The organism is Zoogloea sp. LCSB751 (assembly GCF_002028455.1).
In the GTDB taxonomy this organism is placed as follows: Bacteria; Pseudomonadota; Gammaproteobacteria; order Burkholderiales; family Rhodocyclaceae; genus Zoogloea.
Genome location: NZ_MWUM01000005.1, coordinates 77,066 through 95,316, shown reverse-complemented (window position 1 = coordinate 95,316; position 18,251 = coordinate 77,066). Strand labels below are relative to the sequence as shown.

The 18,251-nt window shown below is 61.7% G+C and carries 20 protein-coding genes and 1 tRNA gene; 18 read left to right on the top strand and 3 right to left on the bottom strand.

Features of this window, described 5'->3' with window-relative positions; genetic code table 11:
- Positions 1-2 precede the first annotated feature (2 nt).
- The 16 genes from B4920_RS07595 (at position 3) to B4920_RS07520 (ending at position 13,589) form a co-directional block, all read left to right on the top strand.
- A complete protein-coding gene (locus B4920_RS07595) occupies positions 3-287 on the top strand; it encodes an integration host factor subunit beta (protein WP_079434022.1) in 285 nt (94 codons plus the stop codon).
- A gap of 101 nt (positions 288-388) precedes the next feature.
- Positions 389-697 carry a lipopolysaccharide assembly protein LapA domain-containing protein gene (locus B4920_RS07590; RefSeq protein ID WP_079434021.1) on the top strand — a complete coding sequence of 103 codons (309 nt, stop codon included), beginning with the start codon at positions 389-391 and terminating at the stop codon, positions 695-697.
- Between the two features lie 5 nt (positions 698-702).
- The gene (gene lapB / locus B4920_RS07585) at positions 703-1,878 is read left to right on the top strand and encodes a lipopolysaccharide assembly protein LapB (RefSeq protein WP_079434020.1); all 1,176 of its coding nucleotides are present in this window, start codon (positions 703-705) and stop codon (positions 1,876-1,878) included.
- A gap of 57 nt (positions 1,879-1,935) precedes the next feature.
- Positions 1,936-3,258, top strand: a complete 1,323-nt coding sequence (locus B4920_RS07580; protein ID WP_079434019.1) for a UDP-glucose/GDP-mannose dehydrogenase family protein — start codon at positions 1,936-1,938, stop codon at positions 3,256-3,258.
- Positions 3,259-3,428: 170 nt separating this feature from the next.
- The gene (gene cysM, locus B4920_RS07575) at positions 3,429-4,319 is read left to right on the top strand and encodes a cysteine synthase CysM (protein ID WP_079434018.1); all 891 of its coding nucleotides are present in this window, start codon (positions 3,429-3,431) and stop codon (positions 4,317-4,319) included.
- A gap of 8 nt (positions 4,320-4,327) precedes the next feature.
- Positions 4,328-5,131 carry a 3'-5' exonuclease gene (locus tag B4920_RS07570; protein ID WP_079434179.1) on the top strand — a complete coding sequence of 268 codons (804 nt, stop codon included), beginning with the start codon at positions 4,328-4,330 and terminating at the stop codon, positions 5,129-5,131.
- A gap of 47 nt (positions 5,132-5,178) precedes the next feature.
- Positions 5,179-5,255, top strand: a tRNA-Val gene (locus tag B4920_RS07565).
- 150 nt (positions 5,256-5,405) lie between these two features.
- The gene (gene thrS, locus B4920_RS07560) at positions 5,406-7,322 is read left to right on the top strand and encodes a threonine--tRNA ligase (RefSeq protein WP_079434017.1); all 1,917 of its coding nucleotides are present in this window, start codon (positions 5,406-5,408) and stop codon (positions 7,320-7,322) included.
- A gap of 29 nt (positions 7,323-7,351) precedes the next feature.
- Entirely contained in the window at positions 7,352-7,873 is a 522-nt protein-coding gene (gene infC / locus B4920_RS07555; RefSeq protein WP_079434016.1) for a translation initiation factor IF-3, read from the top strand.
- Between the two features lie 131 nt (positions 7,874-8,004).
- Positions 8,005-8,202 (top strand): 50S ribosomal protein L35, encoded by a 198-nt coding sequence (gene rpmI, locus B4920_RS07550; protein ID WP_079434015.1) that lies wholly within the window; start codon positions 8,005-8,007, stop codon positions 8,200-8,202.
- Between the two features lie 14 nt (positions 8,203-8,216).
- Positions 8,217-8,576 (top strand): 50S ribosomal protein L20, encoded by a 360-nt coding sequence (gene rplT, locus B4920_RS07545; RefSeq protein WP_079434014.1) that lies wholly within the window; start codon positions 8,217-8,219, stop codon positions 8,574-8,576.
- Positions 8,577-8,647: 71 nt separating this feature from the next.
- Positions 8,648-9,679, top strand: a complete 1,032-nt coding sequence (pheS, locus tag B4920_RS07540) for a phenylalanine--tRNA ligase subunit alpha (protein WP_079434013.1) — start codon at positions 8,648-8,650, stop codon at positions 9,677-9,679.
- A 3-nt stretch (positions 9,680-9,682) separates the two neighbouring features.
- A complete protein-coding gene (pheT, locus tag B4920_RS07535; RefSeq protein ID WP_079434012.1) occupies positions 9,683-12,061 on the top strand; it encodes a phenylalanine--tRNA ligase subunit beta in 2,379 nt (792 codons plus the stop codon).
- Between the two features lie 6 nt (positions 12,062-12,067).
- Entirely contained in the window at positions 12,068-12,373 is a 306-nt protein-coding gene (locus B4920_RS07530; RefSeq protein WP_173862649.1) for an integration host factor subunit alpha, read from the top strand.
- Complete coding sequence (locus B4920_RS07525) at positions 12,360-12,737, top strand: MerR family transcriptional regulator (protein ID WP_079434011.1); 378 nt, start codon at positions 12,360-12,362, stop codon at positions 12,735-12,737. Before B4920_RS07530 ends, B4920_RS07525 begins: the two co-directional genes overlap by 14 nt.
- Positions 12,738-12,827: 90 nt before the next feature.
- Entirely contained in the window at positions 12,828-13,589 is a 762-nt protein-coding gene (locus B4920_RS07520; protein WP_079434010.1) for a proteasome-type protease, read from the top strand.
- Positions 13,590-13,602: 13 nt separating this feature from the next.
- Here the strand turns inward: B4920_RS07520 and rsgA are convergent, their stop codons facing one another.
- Together rsgA and B4920_RS07510 are read right to left on the bottom strand one after the other, a co-directional pair.
- A complete protein-coding gene (gene rsgA, locus B4920_RS07515) occupies positions 13,603-14,496 on the bottom strand; it encodes a ribosome small subunit-dependent GTPase A (RefSeq protein WP_079434009.1) in 894 nt (297 codons plus the stop codon).
- Positions 14,493-15,749: a M48 family metallopeptidase gene (locus B4920_RS07510; protein ID WP_079434008.1), complete on the bottom strand. Its 1,257-nt coding sequence runs from the start codon at positions 15,747-15,749 to the stop codon at positions 14,493-14,495. Before B4920_RS07510 ends, rsgA begins: the two co-directional genes overlap by 4 nt.
- 84 nt (positions 15,750-15,833) lie before the next feature.
- Between B4920_RS07510 and orn the strand changes: the two genes are divergently transcribed.
- The gene (gene orn / locus B4920_RS07505) at positions 15,834-16,379 is read left to right on the top strand and encodes an oligoribonuclease (protein ID WP_079434007.1); all 546 of its coding nucleotides are present in this window, start codon (positions 15,834-15,836) and stop codon (positions 16,377-16,379) included.
- A gap of 86 nt (positions 16,380-16,465) precedes the next feature.
- On the opposite strand, the gene B4920_RS07500 is transcribed toward orn, so the two are convergent.
- Positions 16,466-17,230 (bottom strand): sulfite exporter TauE/SafE family protein, encoded by a 765-nt coding sequence (locus B4920_RS07500; RefSeq protein WP_161493258.1) that lies wholly within the window; start codon positions 17,228-17,230, stop codon positions 16,466-16,468.
- A gap of 107 nt (positions 17,231-17,337) precedes the next feature.
- Between B4920_RS07500 and B4920_RS07495 the strand changes: the two genes are divergently transcribed.
- On the top strand, positions 17,338-18,249 hold the full coding sequence (locus B4920_RS07495; RefSeq protein WP_079434005.1) for a LysR family transcriptional regulator: 912 nt from the start codon (positions 17,338-17,340) through the stop codon (positions 18,247-18,249).
- Positions 18,250-18,251: the final 2 nt, after the last annotated feature.

The window sequence follows — 18,251 nt, the reverse complement described above, 5'->3', positions numbered from 1 at the left end:
GCATGACCAAGTCGGAGCTCATCGCCCGGCTGGCGGAGCGTTTTCCCCAGTTGGTTGCGAAGGACGCCGAGTTCGCGGTCAAGATGATTCTCGATGCGATGACTGATGCCCTGTCGCGGGGCGATCGCATCGAGATCCGCGGCTTTGGCAGCTTTGCCTTGAACTACCGCCCCCCTCGCGTTGGGCGTAATCCCAAGTCGGGTGAAAAGGTGCAAGTGCCGGAGAAGTATGTTCCGCATTTCAAGGCAGGCAAAGAGTTGCGGGAACGTGTCGACATGATGGGGTGATCCCATTTGCGATGCTTTCTCATCCGGTGGCCAAAAGCTCGAGCAAGAAGGCGGCGTAAGCCGCCTTCTTTTTTTTGTCTGCGTCGGGGATAATTTCAGCCATGCGTGCTCTCATATGGCTTATCCGACTCTTCCTCTTCTTGGTGCTGTTCGGTTTTGCACTCAAGAACGACGAAGTGGTCGTCCTGCATTTCTTCTTCGGTGGTCAGTGGCAGGTGCCGCTGGTGCTGGTCATTCTGCTTTTTGTCGTCATTGGCGTTCTGATCGGCGTGACGGCATCGCTGACGACCGTCTATCGCCAGCATCGCGAGATCGCCCATCTCCGCGGCAAGGCGGGTTCCGGTTGTGTTCCGGAGGTGCGCAGTAGCGCTCCAGTGGTTAGCGGCCCCGATCTTCCCGAGAGCTACTAGTCCCTATGGAATTCGAACTCTGGTGGCTGTTGGCCTTCCCCCTGTTTTTTGTATTGGGGTGGCTGGCGGCTCGAATCGATATCAAGCATCTGGTCAAGGAGTCACGCGCGTTGCCGCGGACTTACCTGACTGGGCTCAATTTTCTACTTAACGAACAGCCGGACAAGGCGATCGATGCCTTCATCGAGGCGGTGAAGATCGACAACCAGACCGTCGAGTTGCATTTCGCACTCGGCAGCCTGTTTCGTCGTCGGGGGGAGACCGACCGGGCCATCCGCATGCACCAGAACCTGGTCGATCGTGACGACTTGTCCGAGGATCAGCGTCTGCAGGCGCTTTCCGAATTGGGGCTCGATTTTCTGAAGGCGGGGCTGCTGGATCGTGCCGAGGCGGTTTTTCTGCAACTGCGCGGTAGTCGAGTCAACGACTTTGCGCTGAAGAACCTGCTGGATATCTATCAGCAGGAGAAGGATTGGCGTAAGGCGATCGATACCGCAATGGCTTTGCCCGAACATGAAAGCGTGCTGTGGGAGAAAGAGGTTTCGAACTTCCACTGCGAACTCGCCGCCGCCGATCTGGCCAACTCCCGGTTTGACGATGCCGAGGGGAGCGTCAGCCGAGCGCTTGAAATGAACCGGAAATCGGTACGTGCGAGCATGTTGCTTGGCGATCTGCACGCGGCGCGGGGAGATGATCGAGGCGCGTTGGAAGCCTGGAAGCGGGTCGAGAGTCAGAATCCGGTTTATCTCGCACTGGTAGCCGAACGGATCATGGATGCCTATCGGCGCCTGGGCGAGCTGGAGCAGGGGATGCAGCTGTTGCGTAGCTATCTCGATCAGTATCCGTCTCTTGACCTGTTGGATGCCTTGTTCCAGTGGGAGCTGCAGCAGGAAGGGCCGCAGGCCGCGTATAGCCTCGTGCGCGATGAACTGCGCCGGAATCCCACATTGCTGGGGCTCGACAAGTTGCTGGAGGCGGCGCTCCTTACTGCGCCGGTGGCCCAGCGAACCGACATCGAGCTGGTCAAAGGGCTGGTTCATGGCCATACCCGGCGTGTGGCCCGTTATCGCTGCGAAGCCTGTGGTTTCAAGGCGCGGCAGTTTTATTGGCGTTGTCCTGCCTGTGGCGGTTGGGAAACCTATCCTCCAAAACGGACCGAGGAATTCGATCTGGCCCCATAGCGTCGTTGAAGGAGCGCAGTTGGCACGTTTTCTGGATTCTTCATTGGAAATGAGCGTATGAAAATCACTGTAGTCGGTACTGGGTACGTGGGCTTGGTGTCGGGAGCCTGTCTGGCCGAGATGGGCAACGATGTGCTGTGTCTCGACCTGGATCCCGAGAAGATCCGGATTCTCGAGGAGGGTGGGATTCCCATTCACGAGCCGGGCCTGGATCAGGTTGTTGCGCGCAACGTGGCCGCAGGTCGCCTGCACTTCACGACGGATGTCCAGGCCGCCGTGCAGTTCGGCACCATTCAGTTCATCGCTGTCGGTACGCCGCCGGACGAGGATGGTTCCGCGGACTTGCAGTACGTGCTGTCGGCGGCTCGTGCCATTGGCCGGCACATGACGGACTACAAGGTAATCGTGGACAAGAGCACGGTGCCGGTGGGTACCGCGGATAAGGTCAAGGCCGCCGTACAAACTGAGCTCGACGCTCGCGGCGAGGCCATCCCCTACAGCGTCGTGTCCAATCCGGAGTTCCTGAAGGAAGGTGCGGCAGTCGATGATTTCATGCGTCCGGATCGCATCGTGGTGGGGGCTGAAGACGATCAGGCGATCTTCCTGATGAAGGCCTTGTACGCGCCCTTCCAGCGTAACCACGAAAAGCTGCTGATCATGGATCTGCGCAGCGCCGAGCTGACCAAGTATGCCGCGAACGCGATGTTGGCCACCCGCATCAGCTTCATGAATGAACTGGCCCTGCTGGCGGAGTCCCTTGGTGCAGACATCGAGCTGGTTCGTCAGGGCATCGGCAGCGATCCGCGCATTGGTTATCACTTCCTGTACGCCGGATGTGGTTACGGTGGTTCCTGCTTCCCCAAAGACGTCAAGGCGCTCATCAAGACCGGTGCGGACGAAGGGCATGCGCTACGCGTGCTGAATGCCGTTGAGGATGCCAATGACGCGCAGAAGCTCACGTTGGTGAACAAGATCGTCGCCCATTTCGGCGAAGACTTGTCCGGGCGCAATTTTGCCATCTGGGGGCTCGCCTTCAAACCGAATACCGACGACATGCGCGAGGCGCCCAGTCGGGTGATCATCGCCGAGCTGTTCCGTCGCGGTGCGACGGTGACGGCCTACGATCCGGTGGCGATGGACGAGACCCGCCGGATTTTCGGCGACGAGCCGCGCCTGCGGTATGCAGAGCGTCCGATGCAAGCCCTCGACGAGGCGGATGCACTGGTGATCGTGACCGAGTGGAAGGAGTTCCGCAGTCCGGATTTCTCGGTCATCAAGGAAAAGCTGAAGACGCCAATCATCTTCGATGGGCGTAATATCTTCGATCCGAAGTTGCCGCGTCAGGCCGGCCTTACCTACCTGAGCATCGGCCGGCCTTAAGTCTGGCGCAAAGCTGACAAATTGTTCGGGGGCTTCCGTCGGAAGCCCCTTTTCCATCTGACGGTGCTGTTGTGCCAGCGGTGTCGAGAGGGTGGCTTAGGGTTTGCTTGTCTGGGTTTAAGCGGCGTTCGATATGATCGCTTCAATCCGGCATCCCATTGGACGGAATCATGGAATTCAAAACACTCGAGGACTACGTGGGCCAGACCCCGCTGGTCCGTCTCAAGCGCATCACGGCCGGCCGCAACAACGTCATCCTGGCCAAACTGGAAGGCAACAACCCGGCGGGTTCGGTGAAGGACAGGCCGGCGCTGTCGATGATCCTGAGGGCTGAGCTGCGGGGTGACATCCGGCCTGGCGATACATTGATCGAAGCGACCAGCGGTAACACCGGTATTGCGTTGGCAATGGCCGCGGCGATCCGCGGCTACGGCATGATCTTGGTCATGCCTGAGAACCAGAGTATCGAGCGTCGGCAGACCATGCGGGCCTTTGGCGCCGAATTGGTGTTGACCCCCAAGGAGGGCGGCATGGAGCTCGCCCGTGATGTGGCTGAGAAAATGCGTGACGAAGGTCGTGGCGTAATCCTCGATCAGTTCGCCAACCAGGACAATCCCCAGGCGCACATCGATGGGACCGGTCCGGAGATCTGGCAACAGACCGGCGGAACAATCACGCATTTCATCAGCAGCATGGGGACTACCGGGACCATCATGGGGGTGTCCACCTACCTGAAGACGCAGAACCCGGCGATCCAGATCATCGGTTGTCAGCCGACCGACGGAGCTCAGATCCCCGGCATTCGTAAATGGCCGGAAGCCTATCTGCCACGCATCTACGACAAGAGCAAGGTTGATCACCTGGAGTATGTGGCCCAGGCCGACGCCGAGGAAATGACCCGTCGCCTGGCCAGGGAAGAGGGGATCTTCGCTGGCATCTCGTCCGGTGGCGCCATGCACGTCGCCCTGCGCCTGGCCGAGCAGGTCGAGAATGCGGTCATCGTCTCGATTGTCTGCGACCGGGGCGACCGTTATCTGTCGACTGGAGTGTTTCCTGCCTGATGGCTGCGATGGCCACAACCCTGGTTTTCGACATCGAAACGATCCCGGATGTCGCCGGGATTCGTGCCCTTCATGGTCTGCCGGCCGAGCTGCCAGATGAAGAGGTGGCCGAGTTCGCCTTTCAGCAACGGCGGGCGGCGAACGGGACGGATTTCCTGCCTCATCATCTGCAGCGTGTCGTCACGATTTCCTGTGTATTGCGCGATGCGAGCCAGTTTCGGGTGTTTTCTCTGTCGGAGCCGGAATGCACGGAAGGGCAGTTGATCCAGCGCTTCTTCGATGGTGTCGAGCGTTTCACGCCGCAGATCGTGTCGTGGAATGGCGGCGGTTTTGACCTGCCGGTCCTCCACTATCGGGGGATGTTGCACGGTGTTGCAGCACCTCGCTATTGGGATCTGGGGGATGGGGATTTTCACGACTCCCGCGACTTCAAGTGGAACAACTACATCAGCCGCTACCATACCCGTCATCTGGATCTTATGGATCTGCTTGCGCTCTATCAGCCTCGGGCCAATGCGCCGCTGGATGATCTGGCCAAGCTGATGGGCTTTCCGGGCAAGCTGGGCATGGATGGTTCCGCTGTCTGGAAAGGCTATTGCGAGGGGCGGATCGGCGAGATCCGTGATTACTGCGAGACCGACGTCGTTAACACCTATCTGGTGTTCCTGCGCTTTCAGTTGATGCGCGGGGCGCTCGACAAGGCGCAGTACGAAGCAGAGATTGCTTTCGTGCGGGAGTCTCTCGCGCGGGTGGCGGCTCCCCACTGGCAGCGTTTTCTGGAGGCTTGGCCGCAGGTGGACGTTGGGGAGTAAAAATAGTGTTGACAGTTTCTGAGGCTCGTCTATAATGCGGGCTTCTTAGGCGCGTAGCTCAGCTGGTTAGAGCACCACCTTGACATGGTGGGGGTCGTTGGTTCGAGTCCAATCGCGCCTACCAAACACCTAAGAGGAAAACGCAATGTTTCGAACTTGCAGCGTCCTGGACTAAGTATCGTCGAGTCTGCTGTAAGGCGTTTTTCGGTAGAGAAAAAAGTGCGGCTCGGCCGCACTTTTTTTTTGCCCAGATTTTTCCTTTGAGCGAGCCATCATGCCCAACATCACCTTGCCCGACGGTTCTGTTCGCAGCTTCGAACAGCCTGTAACCATAGCCCAGGTTGCGGCGTCGATTGGTACCGGCCTTGCCAAGGCAGCTCTTGCTGGCAAGATCGAAGGCAAACTGGTCGATACCTCGTTCTTGATCGAATCCGATGTGTCGCTGTCCATCGTCACCGACAAGGATCCTGATGGTCTCGAGACTATCCGTCACTCGACCGCCCATCTGCTGGCCTACGCGGTCAAGGAGCTGTTCCCCGAGGCTCAGGTCACCATCGGGCCAGTGATCGACAACGGCTTCTATTACGACTTTTCTTATAAGCGTCCCTTTACGCCTGAGGATCTCGAAAAAATCGAGGTTCGCATGCAGGAACTAGCGAAGCGTGACATCCCTGTCGAGCGCAGCGTCCTGCCGCGGGATGAAGCAGTGGCTTATTTCAAGTCAATTGGCGAGCACTACAAGGCAGAGATCATCGCATCGATCCCGGAAGATCAGGATGTCTCCCTGTATCGGGAGGGTGATTTCACCGATCTGTGTCGCGGTCCGCACGTGCCATCCACCGGCAAGCTGAAGGTCTTCAAGCTGATGAAGGTGGCGGGTGCCTATTGGCGTGGCGACTCCAAGAACGAGATGCTGCAGCGCATCTACGGTACCGCTTGGGCCAAAAAGGAAGATCAGGAAGCCTACCTGCACATGCTGGAAGAGGCCGAGAAGCGGGATCATCGCCGTCTGGGCAAGCAGCTCGACCTGTTTCACCTGCAGGACGAGGCGCCGGGCATGGTGTTCTGGCATCCGAATGGCTGGACGCTGTGGCAGCAGATCGAGCAGTACATGCGCCGTGTGTTGACCGAGGCTGGCTATCAGGAAGTCAAGACGCCGCTGGTCATGGATCGTCAGCTTTGGGAGCGTTCCGGCCACTGGGACAACTATCGGGACAATATGTTCACGACCGAGTCGGAGAAGCGCGACTACGCGATCAAGCCGATGAACTGTCCGGGGCATGTGCAGATCTACAACCACGGTCTGCATTCCTATCGCGATCTGCCGCTGCGTCTCGCCGAGTTCGGCTCCTGCCACCGCAACGAACCTTCCGGTGCATTGCATGGTCTGATGCGTGTGCGTGGCTTTGTGCAGGACGATGCCCATATCTTCTGTACCGAAGATCAGATCGTCGCCGAGGTGACCGCCTTCAACGAACTGCTGTCCCGCGTTTACAAGGACTTTGGCTTTACCGATGTGGCGGTGAAGCTGTCCCTGCGTCCTGAGAAGCGGGCGGGTAGCGACGAAATCTGGGATAAGGCCGAAACCGGTTTGCGCGAGGCGCTGGCTGCTTCCGGCCATAAGTGGGAAGAGTTGCCGGGTGAGGGCGCTTTCTACGGTCCGAAGATCGAGTATCACGTGAAGGATGCGTTGGGTCGCTCCTGGCAGTGCGGTACGATGCAGCTCGACTTCGTGTTGCCCGAGCGCCTTGATGCCGAGTATGTGACGGAGGATAACTCCCGTCGTCGCCCGGTGATGTTGCATCGTGCAATCCTTGGTTCGCTCGAGCGCTTCATCGGTATCCTCATCGAAAACCACGCGGGCGCCTTGCCGCTGTGGCTCTCGCCGGTGCAGGCCGTTGTCCTGAATATCTCGGAGGCGCAGGCCGATTACGTGTCGGAAGTGGTGAAAACCCTGCGCGCGCGCGGCTTCCGCGTTGAGGCCGATTTGCGCAACGAGAAAATTACTTATAAAATACGCGAACATAGCGTACGTAAGCTGCCTTACATCCTTGTCGTGGGCGATAAGGAAAAAGCGGCAAATGTAGTGGCCGTGCGCGCCCGGGGTAATCAAGACCTCGGCCAACTGACCCTTGATTCGGTTGTTGAGCGTTGGCAGCACGAGGTTTCCTCGTTTGCCGGCACGGCCTGATTTTTTTGTTTTCATAGGAGATTTGAACCATCGCTCAGGATAAAAAGCTGCGCATCAACGGTGAAATTAGCGTGCCGGAAGTGCGCCTGACGGGTGAGGACGGTGAGCAGATCGGCATCGTTTCTCTGCGTGCTGCACTGGAAGCGGCTGAAGAGGCTGGTGTGGATCTTGTCGAGATCGCCCCGATGGCCAAGCCGCCCGTATGCCGCTTGATGGACTTCGGCAAGTACAAGTACGAAGAAGCCAAGCGGGCTCACGAAGCCAAGCAAAAGCAGAAGCAGATCCAGGTCAAGGAAGTAAAGCTCCGTCCGGGTACGGACGAGAACGACTACCAGATCAAGCTGCGCAACCTGATCAAGTTCCTGAACGATGGTGACAAGGCCAAGGTGACCCTCCGTTTTCGTGGTCGTGAAATGGCCCACCAAGAGTTCGGCATGCGCCAGCTCGAGCGGATCAAGGCTGACCTGGACGAAATCGCCCAGGTCGAGCAGATGCCGAAGATGGAAGGGCGCCAGATGATCATGGTCATCGCGCCGAAAAAGAAGCACTGAGAAATCCCGGAGTCGCGAGGCTCCGGAATACGGCGGGCAGCATAGTCCGTCGGCAACAAGTGGTGACGGGTTGTTGAAGCGTTTCCGAAAGTCGGAAGCCACCCGGGGCCATGACATAAGTGGAGTACTTCATGCCCAAGATGAAGACCAAGAGCGGGGCCGCCAAGCGGTTCAAGGTCCGCGCTTCCGGCAGCATCAAGCGTTCGCAGGCGTTCAAGCGCCACATCCTGACCAAGAAGACCACCAAGAGCAAGCGCCAGCTGCGCGGCATGACTGCCGTGCATGCTTCGGACGAAAAGTCCGTCCGCGCAATGTTGCCTTACGCTTGATTTAGGAGAACGCAATGCCCCGAGTTAAACGCGGTGTAACCGCTCGCGCACGTCACAAGAAAGTCCTCGATCAAGCCAAGGGCTATCGCGGCCGTCGCAAGAACGTATATCGGATCGCCAAGCAGGCGGTGATGAAGGCCGGTCAGTACGCTTACCGTGACCGTCGTCAACGCAAGCGTCAGTTCCGTGCTCTGTGGATCGCGCGTATCAACGCGGCCGCCCGTGAAGTTGGTCTGACCTACAGCCGCTTCATGAACGGTCTGAAGAAGGCCTCCATCGAAGTGGACCGTAAGGTTCTGGCCGATCTGGCTGTTTTCGACAAGCCCGCTTTTGCGGCGCTCGCCGAACAAGCCAAGGCCAAGCTCGCTGCGTAATCTTGCGCAGCACGAAAAAAGGAGGCCTGGCCTCCTTTTTTTTGTCCTGAACCCGGGATAAGACAGGAAAAATGGATCAACTCGATCAACTCGTCGCGCAAGCGGGCGCCGATTTCGCCGCCGCAGCAGACGGAGCTGCCCTGGAGGCCGCCAAGGCGCGCTACCTGGGCAAGGGCGGTTCCCTTACCGAACTGCTGAAGGGCCTCGGCAAACTCGATCCGGAAGCGCGCAAGACGGCCGGTGCCGAGATCAACAAGGCCAAGGCTGCCATCGAAGCGCAGCTCAACGCACGTCGCGATGCGCTGCAACAGGCGGCGCTTGAAGCCCAACTGGCTGCTGAAGCGCTGGATGTGACCCTGCCTGGCCGTGGCGCCGGCCTTGGAGGTCTCCACCCTGTGGTTCGTACGCTGGAGCGTGTCGAGCAGCTGTTCCGCTCCATCGGCTTCGACGTGGCTGAAGGGCCCGAGATCGAGACCGATTTCTACAATTTCACGGCATTGAACACCCCGGCCAATCACCCGGCCCGTTCGATGCACGACACCTTCTATCTGGAGAACGGTGAGGGCGTGCTGCTGCGCACCCATACCAGTCCGGTCCAGATCCGCGCCATGCAGGCCCACGTCGAGGTTTACAAGGATCGCGATACCATGCCCGAGCTGCGCGTGATCGCGCCGGGCCGTGTTTACCGCGTCGACTCCGATGCTACCCACTCCCCGATGTTCCATCAGGTTGAAGGCCTGTGGATCGGCGAATCGGTGAGCTTTGCCGACCTGAAGGGCGTGGTAGCGGATTTCCTGCGCCGCTTCTTCGAAAGCGATGACCTGCAGGTGCGTTTCCGTCCGTCCTTCTTCCCGTTCACCGAGCCGTCCGCCGAGATCGACGTGGCCTTCATGAGCGGTGCCCTCAAGGGGCGTTGGCTGGAGATTGCGGGCTGCGGGATGATGCATCCCAATGTATTGCGCTCCGGTGGCATCGACCCCGAGCGTTACACCGGCTTTGCTTTCGGCATGGGGCCCGACCGGCTGACCATGCTGCGGTATGGCGTCAATGACCTTCGCCTGTTCTTCGAAGGCGATCTTCGTTTCCTCGGTCAATTCAGGTAAGCCATGCAATTCTCAGAACTCTGGTTGCGCAGCTTCGTCAGTCCGGACCTTGATTCGGACGCGCTCGGGCATTTGCTCACGATGGCGGGGCTGGAAGTGGAAGAGCAGGACGGCGTGGCCGCCCAGTTTTCCAAGGTGGTGGTCGCGCAGATCGTCGAGGCCGAAAAGCATCCGAACGCCGACAAACTGCGCGTCTGCAAAGTGGATGCGGGGCAGGGCGAATTGCTGCAGATCGTCTGCGGTGCGCCGAATGCGGCGGCCGGCATCAAGATCCCGTGCGCACTGGTTGGCGCCGACCTGGCCGGCTTTGGCATCAAGGCGGCCAAGCTGCGCGGCGTCGAATCCTTCGGCATGCTGTGCTCCGCCAAGGAACTGGGTATCTCCGAAGAGAGCAACGGCCTGCTGGTACTGCCGGAAGATGCGCCCGTCGGCACGGACCTGCGCGAATACCTCGACCTCAACGACACGCTGTTCACCATCAAGCTGACGCCGAACCGCGCAGACTGCCTGAGCCTGACCGGCATCGCCCGTGAAGTGGCGGCGCTGACCGGCAAGCCGCTCAGCCTGCCGGCGAGCGAGCCCGTGGTGCCCGCACACGACGCCGTGCGTGCCATCGTGCTCGACGCGCCGGAAGCCTGCCCGCGTTACGCCGGCCGGATCATCCGTGGTGTCGATGCCAAGGCTGCGACGCCCGACTGGATGAAGCAGCGCCTGGCCCGCAGCGGCATCCGCTCGATCAGCGCGCTGGTGGACGTCACCAACTACGTGATGCTCGAACTGGGCCAGCCGCTGCATGCCTTCGACGAGGCCAGGTTGAACGGCGCAATCCATGTGCGCTTACCGCAAGCAGGCGAGCAGGTGCTGCTGCTCAACGGCCAGACCGTCACGCCGGCTGCCGACACCCTGCTGATCGCCGACGAGTCCCGCGCGCTGGCGCTGGCCGGCATCATGGGCAGCGAGGAAAGCGGCATCACCCTGGAAACTACCGATCTGTTCCTGGAAAGCGCTTTCTTCGCGCCGGAGGCGATCGCCGGACGTGCGCGCGCCTACGGCTTCTCGTCCGATGCGTCCTACCGCTTCGAGCGTGGCGTCGACTTCGCGCTGGCCAGCCAGGCCATCGAGCGGGCGACCCAACTGATCCTGGACATCTGCGGTGGTGCCGCCGGTCCGGTGAACGAAGTCGTCGATGCCGCCAAGCTGCCCGCCCGTGCGCCGATCCGCCTGCGTGCCGCCCGTGTGCGTCGCGTGCTGGGCATTCAGCTGACGGCGGACCACGTCGCCGAGATGTTCACCCGCCTGAATCTCCAGGTGGCCCGTGACGGCGAGGATTTCGTCGTGACGCCGCCGTCCTATCGCTTCGACCTGGAGATCGAGGAAGACCTCATCGAGGAAATCGCGCGCCTGCACGGCTACGACAACATCCCGACCGTCGCCCCGAAGGGCCCGATCAGCATGCTGCCGCGTCCCGAAGCCCGCCGCGACACCATGTCTGTTCGGCGGCTGATTGCCGGCCGTGAGTACCAGGAAGTCATCAACTTCGCCTTCGTCGAAGAAGCCTGGGAGAAGGACTTCAGCGGAAATGCCGACCCGGTCCGCCTGGCCAACCCGATCGCCAGCCAGATGAGCGTGATGCGCTCCAGCCTGATCGGTGGTCTGGTGTCCAACGTGGTCACCAACCGCAAGCGCCAGACTAACCGCGTCCGCGTTTTCGAGATCGGCCGCTGCTTTGCGAAGGACGCTGCCGGCAAGCCGGTGGAGGGCTACCACCAGCCGCTGCGCGTCGCCGCACTGGCCGCCGGCCTGGCCAAGGCCGAGCAATGGGGCGAGTCCAACCGCAACGTGGATTTCTACGACGTCAAGGCGGACCTGGAAGCCCTGCTGTTCCCGCGTGTCGCCGAGTTCGAGCGGGCCTCGCATCCGGCCCTGCATCCCGGCCGTTCTGCACATGTGCTGCTTGATGGCCGTGAAATCGGCTTCATTGGGGAACTGCACCCGATCTGGGTACAGCGCTATGAGCTGGGCACCGCGCCGGTGGTTTTCGAGATCGAACTCGAGGCGCTGCTTGGCACGCTGACGCCGGCCTATAAGGAGCTGTCCCGCTTCCCGGCGGTGACCCGTGATCTGGCGCTGGTCGTCGAGCAGAACGTGACGGCGGCAAGTCTGTTGAAGGGCCTTCAGCAGGTCGCGCCGGCCATCGTTCAGCGCATCGAACTGTTCGACCAGTACCAGGGCAAGGGTATCGAGCCAAACCGGAAAAGCCTTGCTTTCCGTGTAGTTATGCAAGAAACTCAGCGGACTCTGGAGGACGCTGAAGTGGATGCCGCGATGACTGCCCTGACCCGCCACGCCGAGGAAAACCTCGGTGCGAAGCTGAGGGCCTGAGTCATCATGGGTATGACACTTACCAAGGCAGAACTCGCCGATATGCTCTTTGAACAGGTGGGGCTCAACAAGCGTGAGGCCAAGGACATGGTCGAGTGCTTCTTCGAGGAGATCCGCCTGGCACTGGAGCGGGGGGATTGCGTCAAGCTCTCCGGCTTCGGCAACTTCCAGCTTCGCGAGAAGCCTCAGCGTCCCGGTCGCAACCCCAAGACTGGCGAAGAAATCCCCATCACCGCCCGGCGCGTGGTGACTTTTCACGCCAGCCAGAAGCTCAAGGCCAATGTGGAGCAACTGAGCGATGTCGCAAAGTGAAGTTCCGGCGATAGCCGAATTGCCGCCGATTCCCGCCAAGCGCTACTTCACCATCGGTGAAGTCAGTGACCTGTGCGGGGTCAAACCCCATGTGCTGCGATACTGGGAGCAGGAATTCACCCAGCTGCGGCCGGTCAAGCGGGGCGGCAACCGGCGCTACTATCAGCATCACGAGGTGCTGCTGATTCGCCGGATTCGCGAACTGTTGTACCGGGATGGTTTCACCATCTCCGGTGCGCGCAACCAGCTCGGTGAGCTGGGGGCACGCAAGCTCGAAGACGTGGAAGAAGCCGCCGGCCTGCGCGGGCAACTGGGTGATATCCGCGCCGAGATCAAGTCGATTCTCGAAGAACTGCGTCGCTGAAGCGCGGCAGTCTTTCGCGCGCTCTCCACGCTTCTTTCATATTCCCGGCGGTCCGTCATCCGGACCGCCTTTTTTCTTGGGATCTTCCCCATGACTTATTGTGTCAGCATGTTGCTCGATGCCGGTATGGTTTTCCTATCGGATTCCCGTACCAATGCGGGTGTCGATCACATCAATACCTTCCGCAAGATGAGCATCTTCCAGCGCCCCGGGGAGCGGGTGATGGTCCTGATGAGCTCGGGCAACCTGGCGATCACGCAGCAGCTGGTGTCGATGCTGCGGGAGGCGATGGCCGCCCAGGATGGGCGGGAGAACCTGTGGTCGGTGCCGAACATGTTCGAGGCGGCCCGTCACGTGGGTGATACGCTGCGCGAGGTACATCGGCGGGACGCGGAAGCGCTGCAGAGCTTCGGCATCGATTTCACTGCTGCATTGATTCTCGGCGGGCAGATCGGCAAGGAAGCGCCGCGCCTGTTCCACGTCTATGCGGCCGGTAATTTCATCGAGGCCACGCCGGATACGCCGTACTTCCAGATCGGTGAGTCCAAGTACGGCAAGCCCATCATCGATCGCGTCGTGAAGAGCCAGACCAGCCTGGACGAGGCGGCCAAGCTGGCACTGATTTCCATGGATTCGACGATCCGTTCGAACCTGTCGGTGGGCGTGCCCCTCGATCTAGCGATTCTCAAGACCGACGAACTGCAGATTTCGTCCCACGTCAGCATCGACGCGAAGAACGAATATTTCGCGATGATCCGCAATCGCTGGAGCGAAGCCCTCGGTCATGCCTTCGACGAACTACCCAATCCGGACTGGCTCAGTAAGGAGGCAGCCCCGACGGGCGACGCCTAGCTCCGGGTATTACCTACCACCCCTGGGCCATGCGCCGGCCCTGCTCGCATTCGTTGCGGAACTGCAGGAACTGGCGCAGGCGTCGGGGATCGATCCGGCCGCTGTCGGCGGCCTCGCGCAGCGCGCATCCCGGTTCCGCATCGTGGCGGCAGTCGCGGAAGCGACACTCGCCGCGGTAAGGGCGAAACTCCCGGAAGCTGTCCTCGAGCTCCTCTCCGCTTAGGTGTACCAGCCCGAAAGTCTGCATGCCGGGGCTGTCGATGATGCCGCCGCCTTCCGGCAGCGGGTAGAGGCGGGCGAAGGTGGTGGTGTGCTTGCCGGTGTCGAGCACTTCAGATATCTCGCGCGTTTCGGCCCGTGCCTCGGGGATCAGCGCATTGGTGAGCGTCGATTTGCCCATGCCGGATTGCCCCACCAGCAGGCTGGTTTCACCGACCAGGCGGGTGCGCAGCAACTCCACGTCACTCAGCGCGGATAACTCCAGCACCGGGTAGCCCAGCGCGACGAAGGGCGCCAGTTGAGCGCGGGCTGCATCGAGGCTGGCTACGATGTCGGTCTTGTTCAGCACGATCAGCGTCTTGAGGTGCTGGCTTTCCGCCGCGCACAGGCAACGCGACAGGAACTCGTCGGAGAAGCTGGGTTCCGTTGCCACCACCAGCACGACCTGGGTCGCGTTGGCCGCGATCAGCTTCTGGCGCCAGGCATCCGAGCGATAGAGCAGGCTGCTGCGCTCGATCAATTTCTCGATGACACCCTGGCCGGGGCCGGTCGGAACGTACTGCACCCGGTCCCCACAGGCGAAAAGGCTCTTCTTGCCCCGCGGTACGCACAGGAAAACTTCACCGTCGTCGGAGCGGACCTCGTACTGCCGCCCGAAGGCGGCCATCAGTGTGCCGACGGCCTTCATCGGGCACGCCCCCCCTGCAGGCGCGCAATGCGGATCGCCGCAGGCGGGTGGGAGTCATAGACGCTGGAGTAGAGCGGATCGGGGGTCAACGTCGAGGCGTTGTCCCGGTACAGTTTGACCAGTGCGCTGACCAACTCTCCGGCCGGTGCCTGGCTGGCCGCATAGGCATCTGCCTGGAATTCGTGGCGTCGCGACCACATGCTCATCAGCGGGGTCAGCGGGAAGGTGAACACCGGCAATACCAGCGCGAACAATACCAGCGTGGCGGCCGTGCCGCCCTCCTGCACGCCCAGGGCGTTGAAGAACCAGTCCTGGCCGGCGAGATGGCCGAGCAACGCAAAAAAAGCCAGGCTGCCGGCTCCGATCACGGCCAGCCGCTTCCACAGATGGTGGTGGTGATAGTGGCCGAGTTCGTGGGCCAGCACTGCTTCTACTTCCGTGGGGGCCAGTTTTTCCAGCAGGGTATCGAAGAAGACGATCCGCTTGGCCGCGCCGAAGCCGGTGAAGTAGGCATTGCCATGGGCGGAGCGCTTGGAGCCGTCCATCACGAACAGCCCGGACAAGCGAAAGCCGCAGCGTTCCATCAAGCCTTCGATGCGATTTTTCAGGGGGCCGTCCTCAAGGGGCTGGAACTTGTTGAAGAGCGGGGCAATGAAGGTTGGGTAGACGAGCAGCACAAGCAGGTTGAAGCCAAGCCAGAAGGCCCACACGTACAGCCACCACAGCGGGCCCATCGCCGCCATCAGCCACAGCACGAAGGCGATCAGCGGCAGGCCGATGACGGCGGAGAGGACGATGCCCTTCAGCGTGTCGGCGACGAACAGGGCAGGGGTCAGCCGGTTGAAGCCGAAGCGGGCTTCGAGCCCGAAGCTGCGATAGACGGTGAGCGGCAGGTCCACCAGCCATGAGACGGAAGCGACCACCGCGATGAAGGTCACGCCGTGCTGCAGCGTACCGGGCGTGAATACGGCGGCGCTCAGTTCGAACAGGGTCTGCAGGCCGCCACCGAGAGTCAGACCCAGCAGCAGGGCCGCGGAAATCAGCAGGTCGACGATGCCGAGTTTGACCCGGGCCACCGTGTAGTCGGCGGCTTTCTGATGGGCATCGAGAGCAATGCTCGCCGAAAAGGCTGCTGGAACCGCCGCCCGATGAGCGGCTACGTGGCGGATCTGGCGGCCAGCCAGCCACAGGCGGGTGAGCAGGCCGGCGCCGAGGGCAACGAGGAACAGGGCGGTGAAGCTGCTGGAAGTCATCGGCTAAGAAAGGAAACTGCGGGAAGGTGTGACGGGAAGCGGCAAGTGCGTAAAATCGCGCCTTTACCGAAAAGCGAGCCGATTATGGCACAGGACCAGAATCACCTCATCTGGCTGGACATGGAAATGACCGGCCTGAATCCCGACAGCGACCGCATCATCGAGATGGCGATGGTCGTCACCAACGGCAATCTCGACGTGGTGGCGGAAGGCCCGGTCATCGCGGTGCATCAGCCGGATGCCGTGCTCGACGGTATGGACGAGTGGAACAAGAATACCCACGGCCGTTCCGGCCTGATCGACCGGGTCAAGGCGTCCACCATCGGCGAAGCGGAGGCCGAGGCGATCTACCTGGACTTCATGAAGCAGTACATCCCGTCGCGTACCTCGCCGATGTGCGGCAACTCCATCGGGCAGGATCGCCGCTTCATGGCCCGTTACATGCCCAAGCTGGAAGACTGGTTCCACTACCGCAACCTGGACGTGTCCACCCTCAAGGAACTGGCCCGCCGCTGGCGTCCGGATGTCTACAAGGGTCTCGAGAAGAAGGGTGCCCACCAGGCCCTGGCCGACATTCACGAGTCGATCGCCGAACTGCGCTACTACCGGGACAACTTCCTGAAGGTGTAAGTGTGATGTCCCGCGTGGCCTCGCCGCTGATGTGCAAGGTCTACGGCTGACTGAATTCCCGCGGTGTTCGCCGCGGGAACTGCCACTCACGAAATCTGCTGCAGGCCCTTGCCGATCAAGGCCAGGCCGGAGGCGATCAGGAACAGGTTCAGCAGCCTCGCAAAACCCGCTCCGCTCAAGCGTTTGTCCACATGCCGGCCTAGCGCCATGCCCAGATAGGCGGCCGGCAGCAGCACCAGCGCGGTGAGCAGCAGGCGTCCGTCGATGAGGCCGGCGGCCACGCACAAGGCGATCCGCCAGCCGGTGGACAGGGCGATCATGACCGCCTGGGTGGCCCGATAGGCTTCCCGTCGGGGCAGATGGGCCTGCAGGTAAGTGGCATAGACGAAGCCGCCGCTGCCGAACAGCCCGCCCAATACACCCCCGAATCCCCCGTACAGCCAGGCAGCACCTTGCCCCGGCGCGGCAGACCCGCGACGTCCGCGCAGTTCGCGCAAGCCGTAGCCGGCCACGAAAAGGCCGAGCAGCATCGCCAGGATGCCCAGCGGCAGATGGGCCAGCAGGCTCACTCCGAGCAACTGGCCGGCCAGCATGCCGGGCACCAGGCGCCCCAGGCTGCTCCGGTCGATCAGGTGGCGTGCCTGGTAGCCCCGCTGCAGCGAGCCCGCGGCGTCGAGCAGGGCCAGCAGGGGCACGATGCGGCTGACCGGCATCACCCAGGCCAGTGGCGTGCTGGCGATGAGTGCGGAGCCGAAGCCGAGTAGCGCGAAGATTGCGTAGGCGATGACCAGAATCGCAAAGGCTGCTGCCAGGGCGGCAATATCGGTGGTGCTGAAGAGCAGGGTGGGCATCCAGTTTTCCATGATCGCTGTGTGCGGAATCGACGTGCATGGAATTCTGGAATTGGCCAAGGTATAACGCCAATATCAGTTTATTCGTCCAGCCATGACTTTCTGGAATGCTTAGCCTGCGTCAGATCCGCTACTTCCTGGCCGTTGCCGAAACCGGCAATCTTTCCCAGGCGGCCGCCGGGCTCTTCGTCGCGCAACCGGCGCTCAGCCGGCAGATCGCGCAGATGGAGGAGGAGCTGGGTTTTCCGTTGTTCGTCCGCGAGGCACGCGGCGTGAGTCTCACGCCGGCCGGCGCGCTGTTCCGCGAGCGTATCGGGGAGGTGGCCCAGGCCATCGACGAAGCCGCGGAGGATGCGCGCTGCCTGGCCCGCGGGGAATCAGGGGTGCTGCGGCTGCTGCATTCGAGCTCGATCCCTATCGGCGGTCCGCTGCTGGCCAGCCTGCAGGCATTTGCGGAGGCGGCGCCCGCGGCGCGGGTGGATCTGGACCGGGTGTCGTCAGAGGTGCAGGTGGTCGAGATCGCCGCCGGCCGGGCCGACATCGGTGTGGCGCGGATGCCGGTGCTGCGCCGGGATCCGGCCGTGCAGTTCGTTCCGCTGGCGAGGGAGCGGCTGGTCGTTGCGATCCCCGCTGCCCATCCCCTTGCCGACCGGCAGAGCCTTCGGCTCGCTGATCTGGCCGAGGTGCCCTTCGTGTCGGCGGTGCACCGGGAGCGCGGCGGGCTGGCCCGGCGGATGACGGATCTGTGTCTGCAGCGGGGCTTCGTGCCGCGGATGGGCAATGTCATTTCCCGCAAAACCTCGATGCTCAGCCTGGTGGCGGCCGGCTTCGGCATTGCGGTGATTCCGGAGTGCATGGCCGCCCTGGTGCCAGCCGGCGCACGGGTGCAGCCGCTCGACGACAGCGATGCGACCGCTGAAGCGGCCATTCTGTTGCCGCAAGGCCCGTCACCGCTGGCCCGGCGCTTTGCGGCCTTGTGTGAGGAGCGCTGGCGGCAGGCCCTGGTTTTGCCGGGATAGCC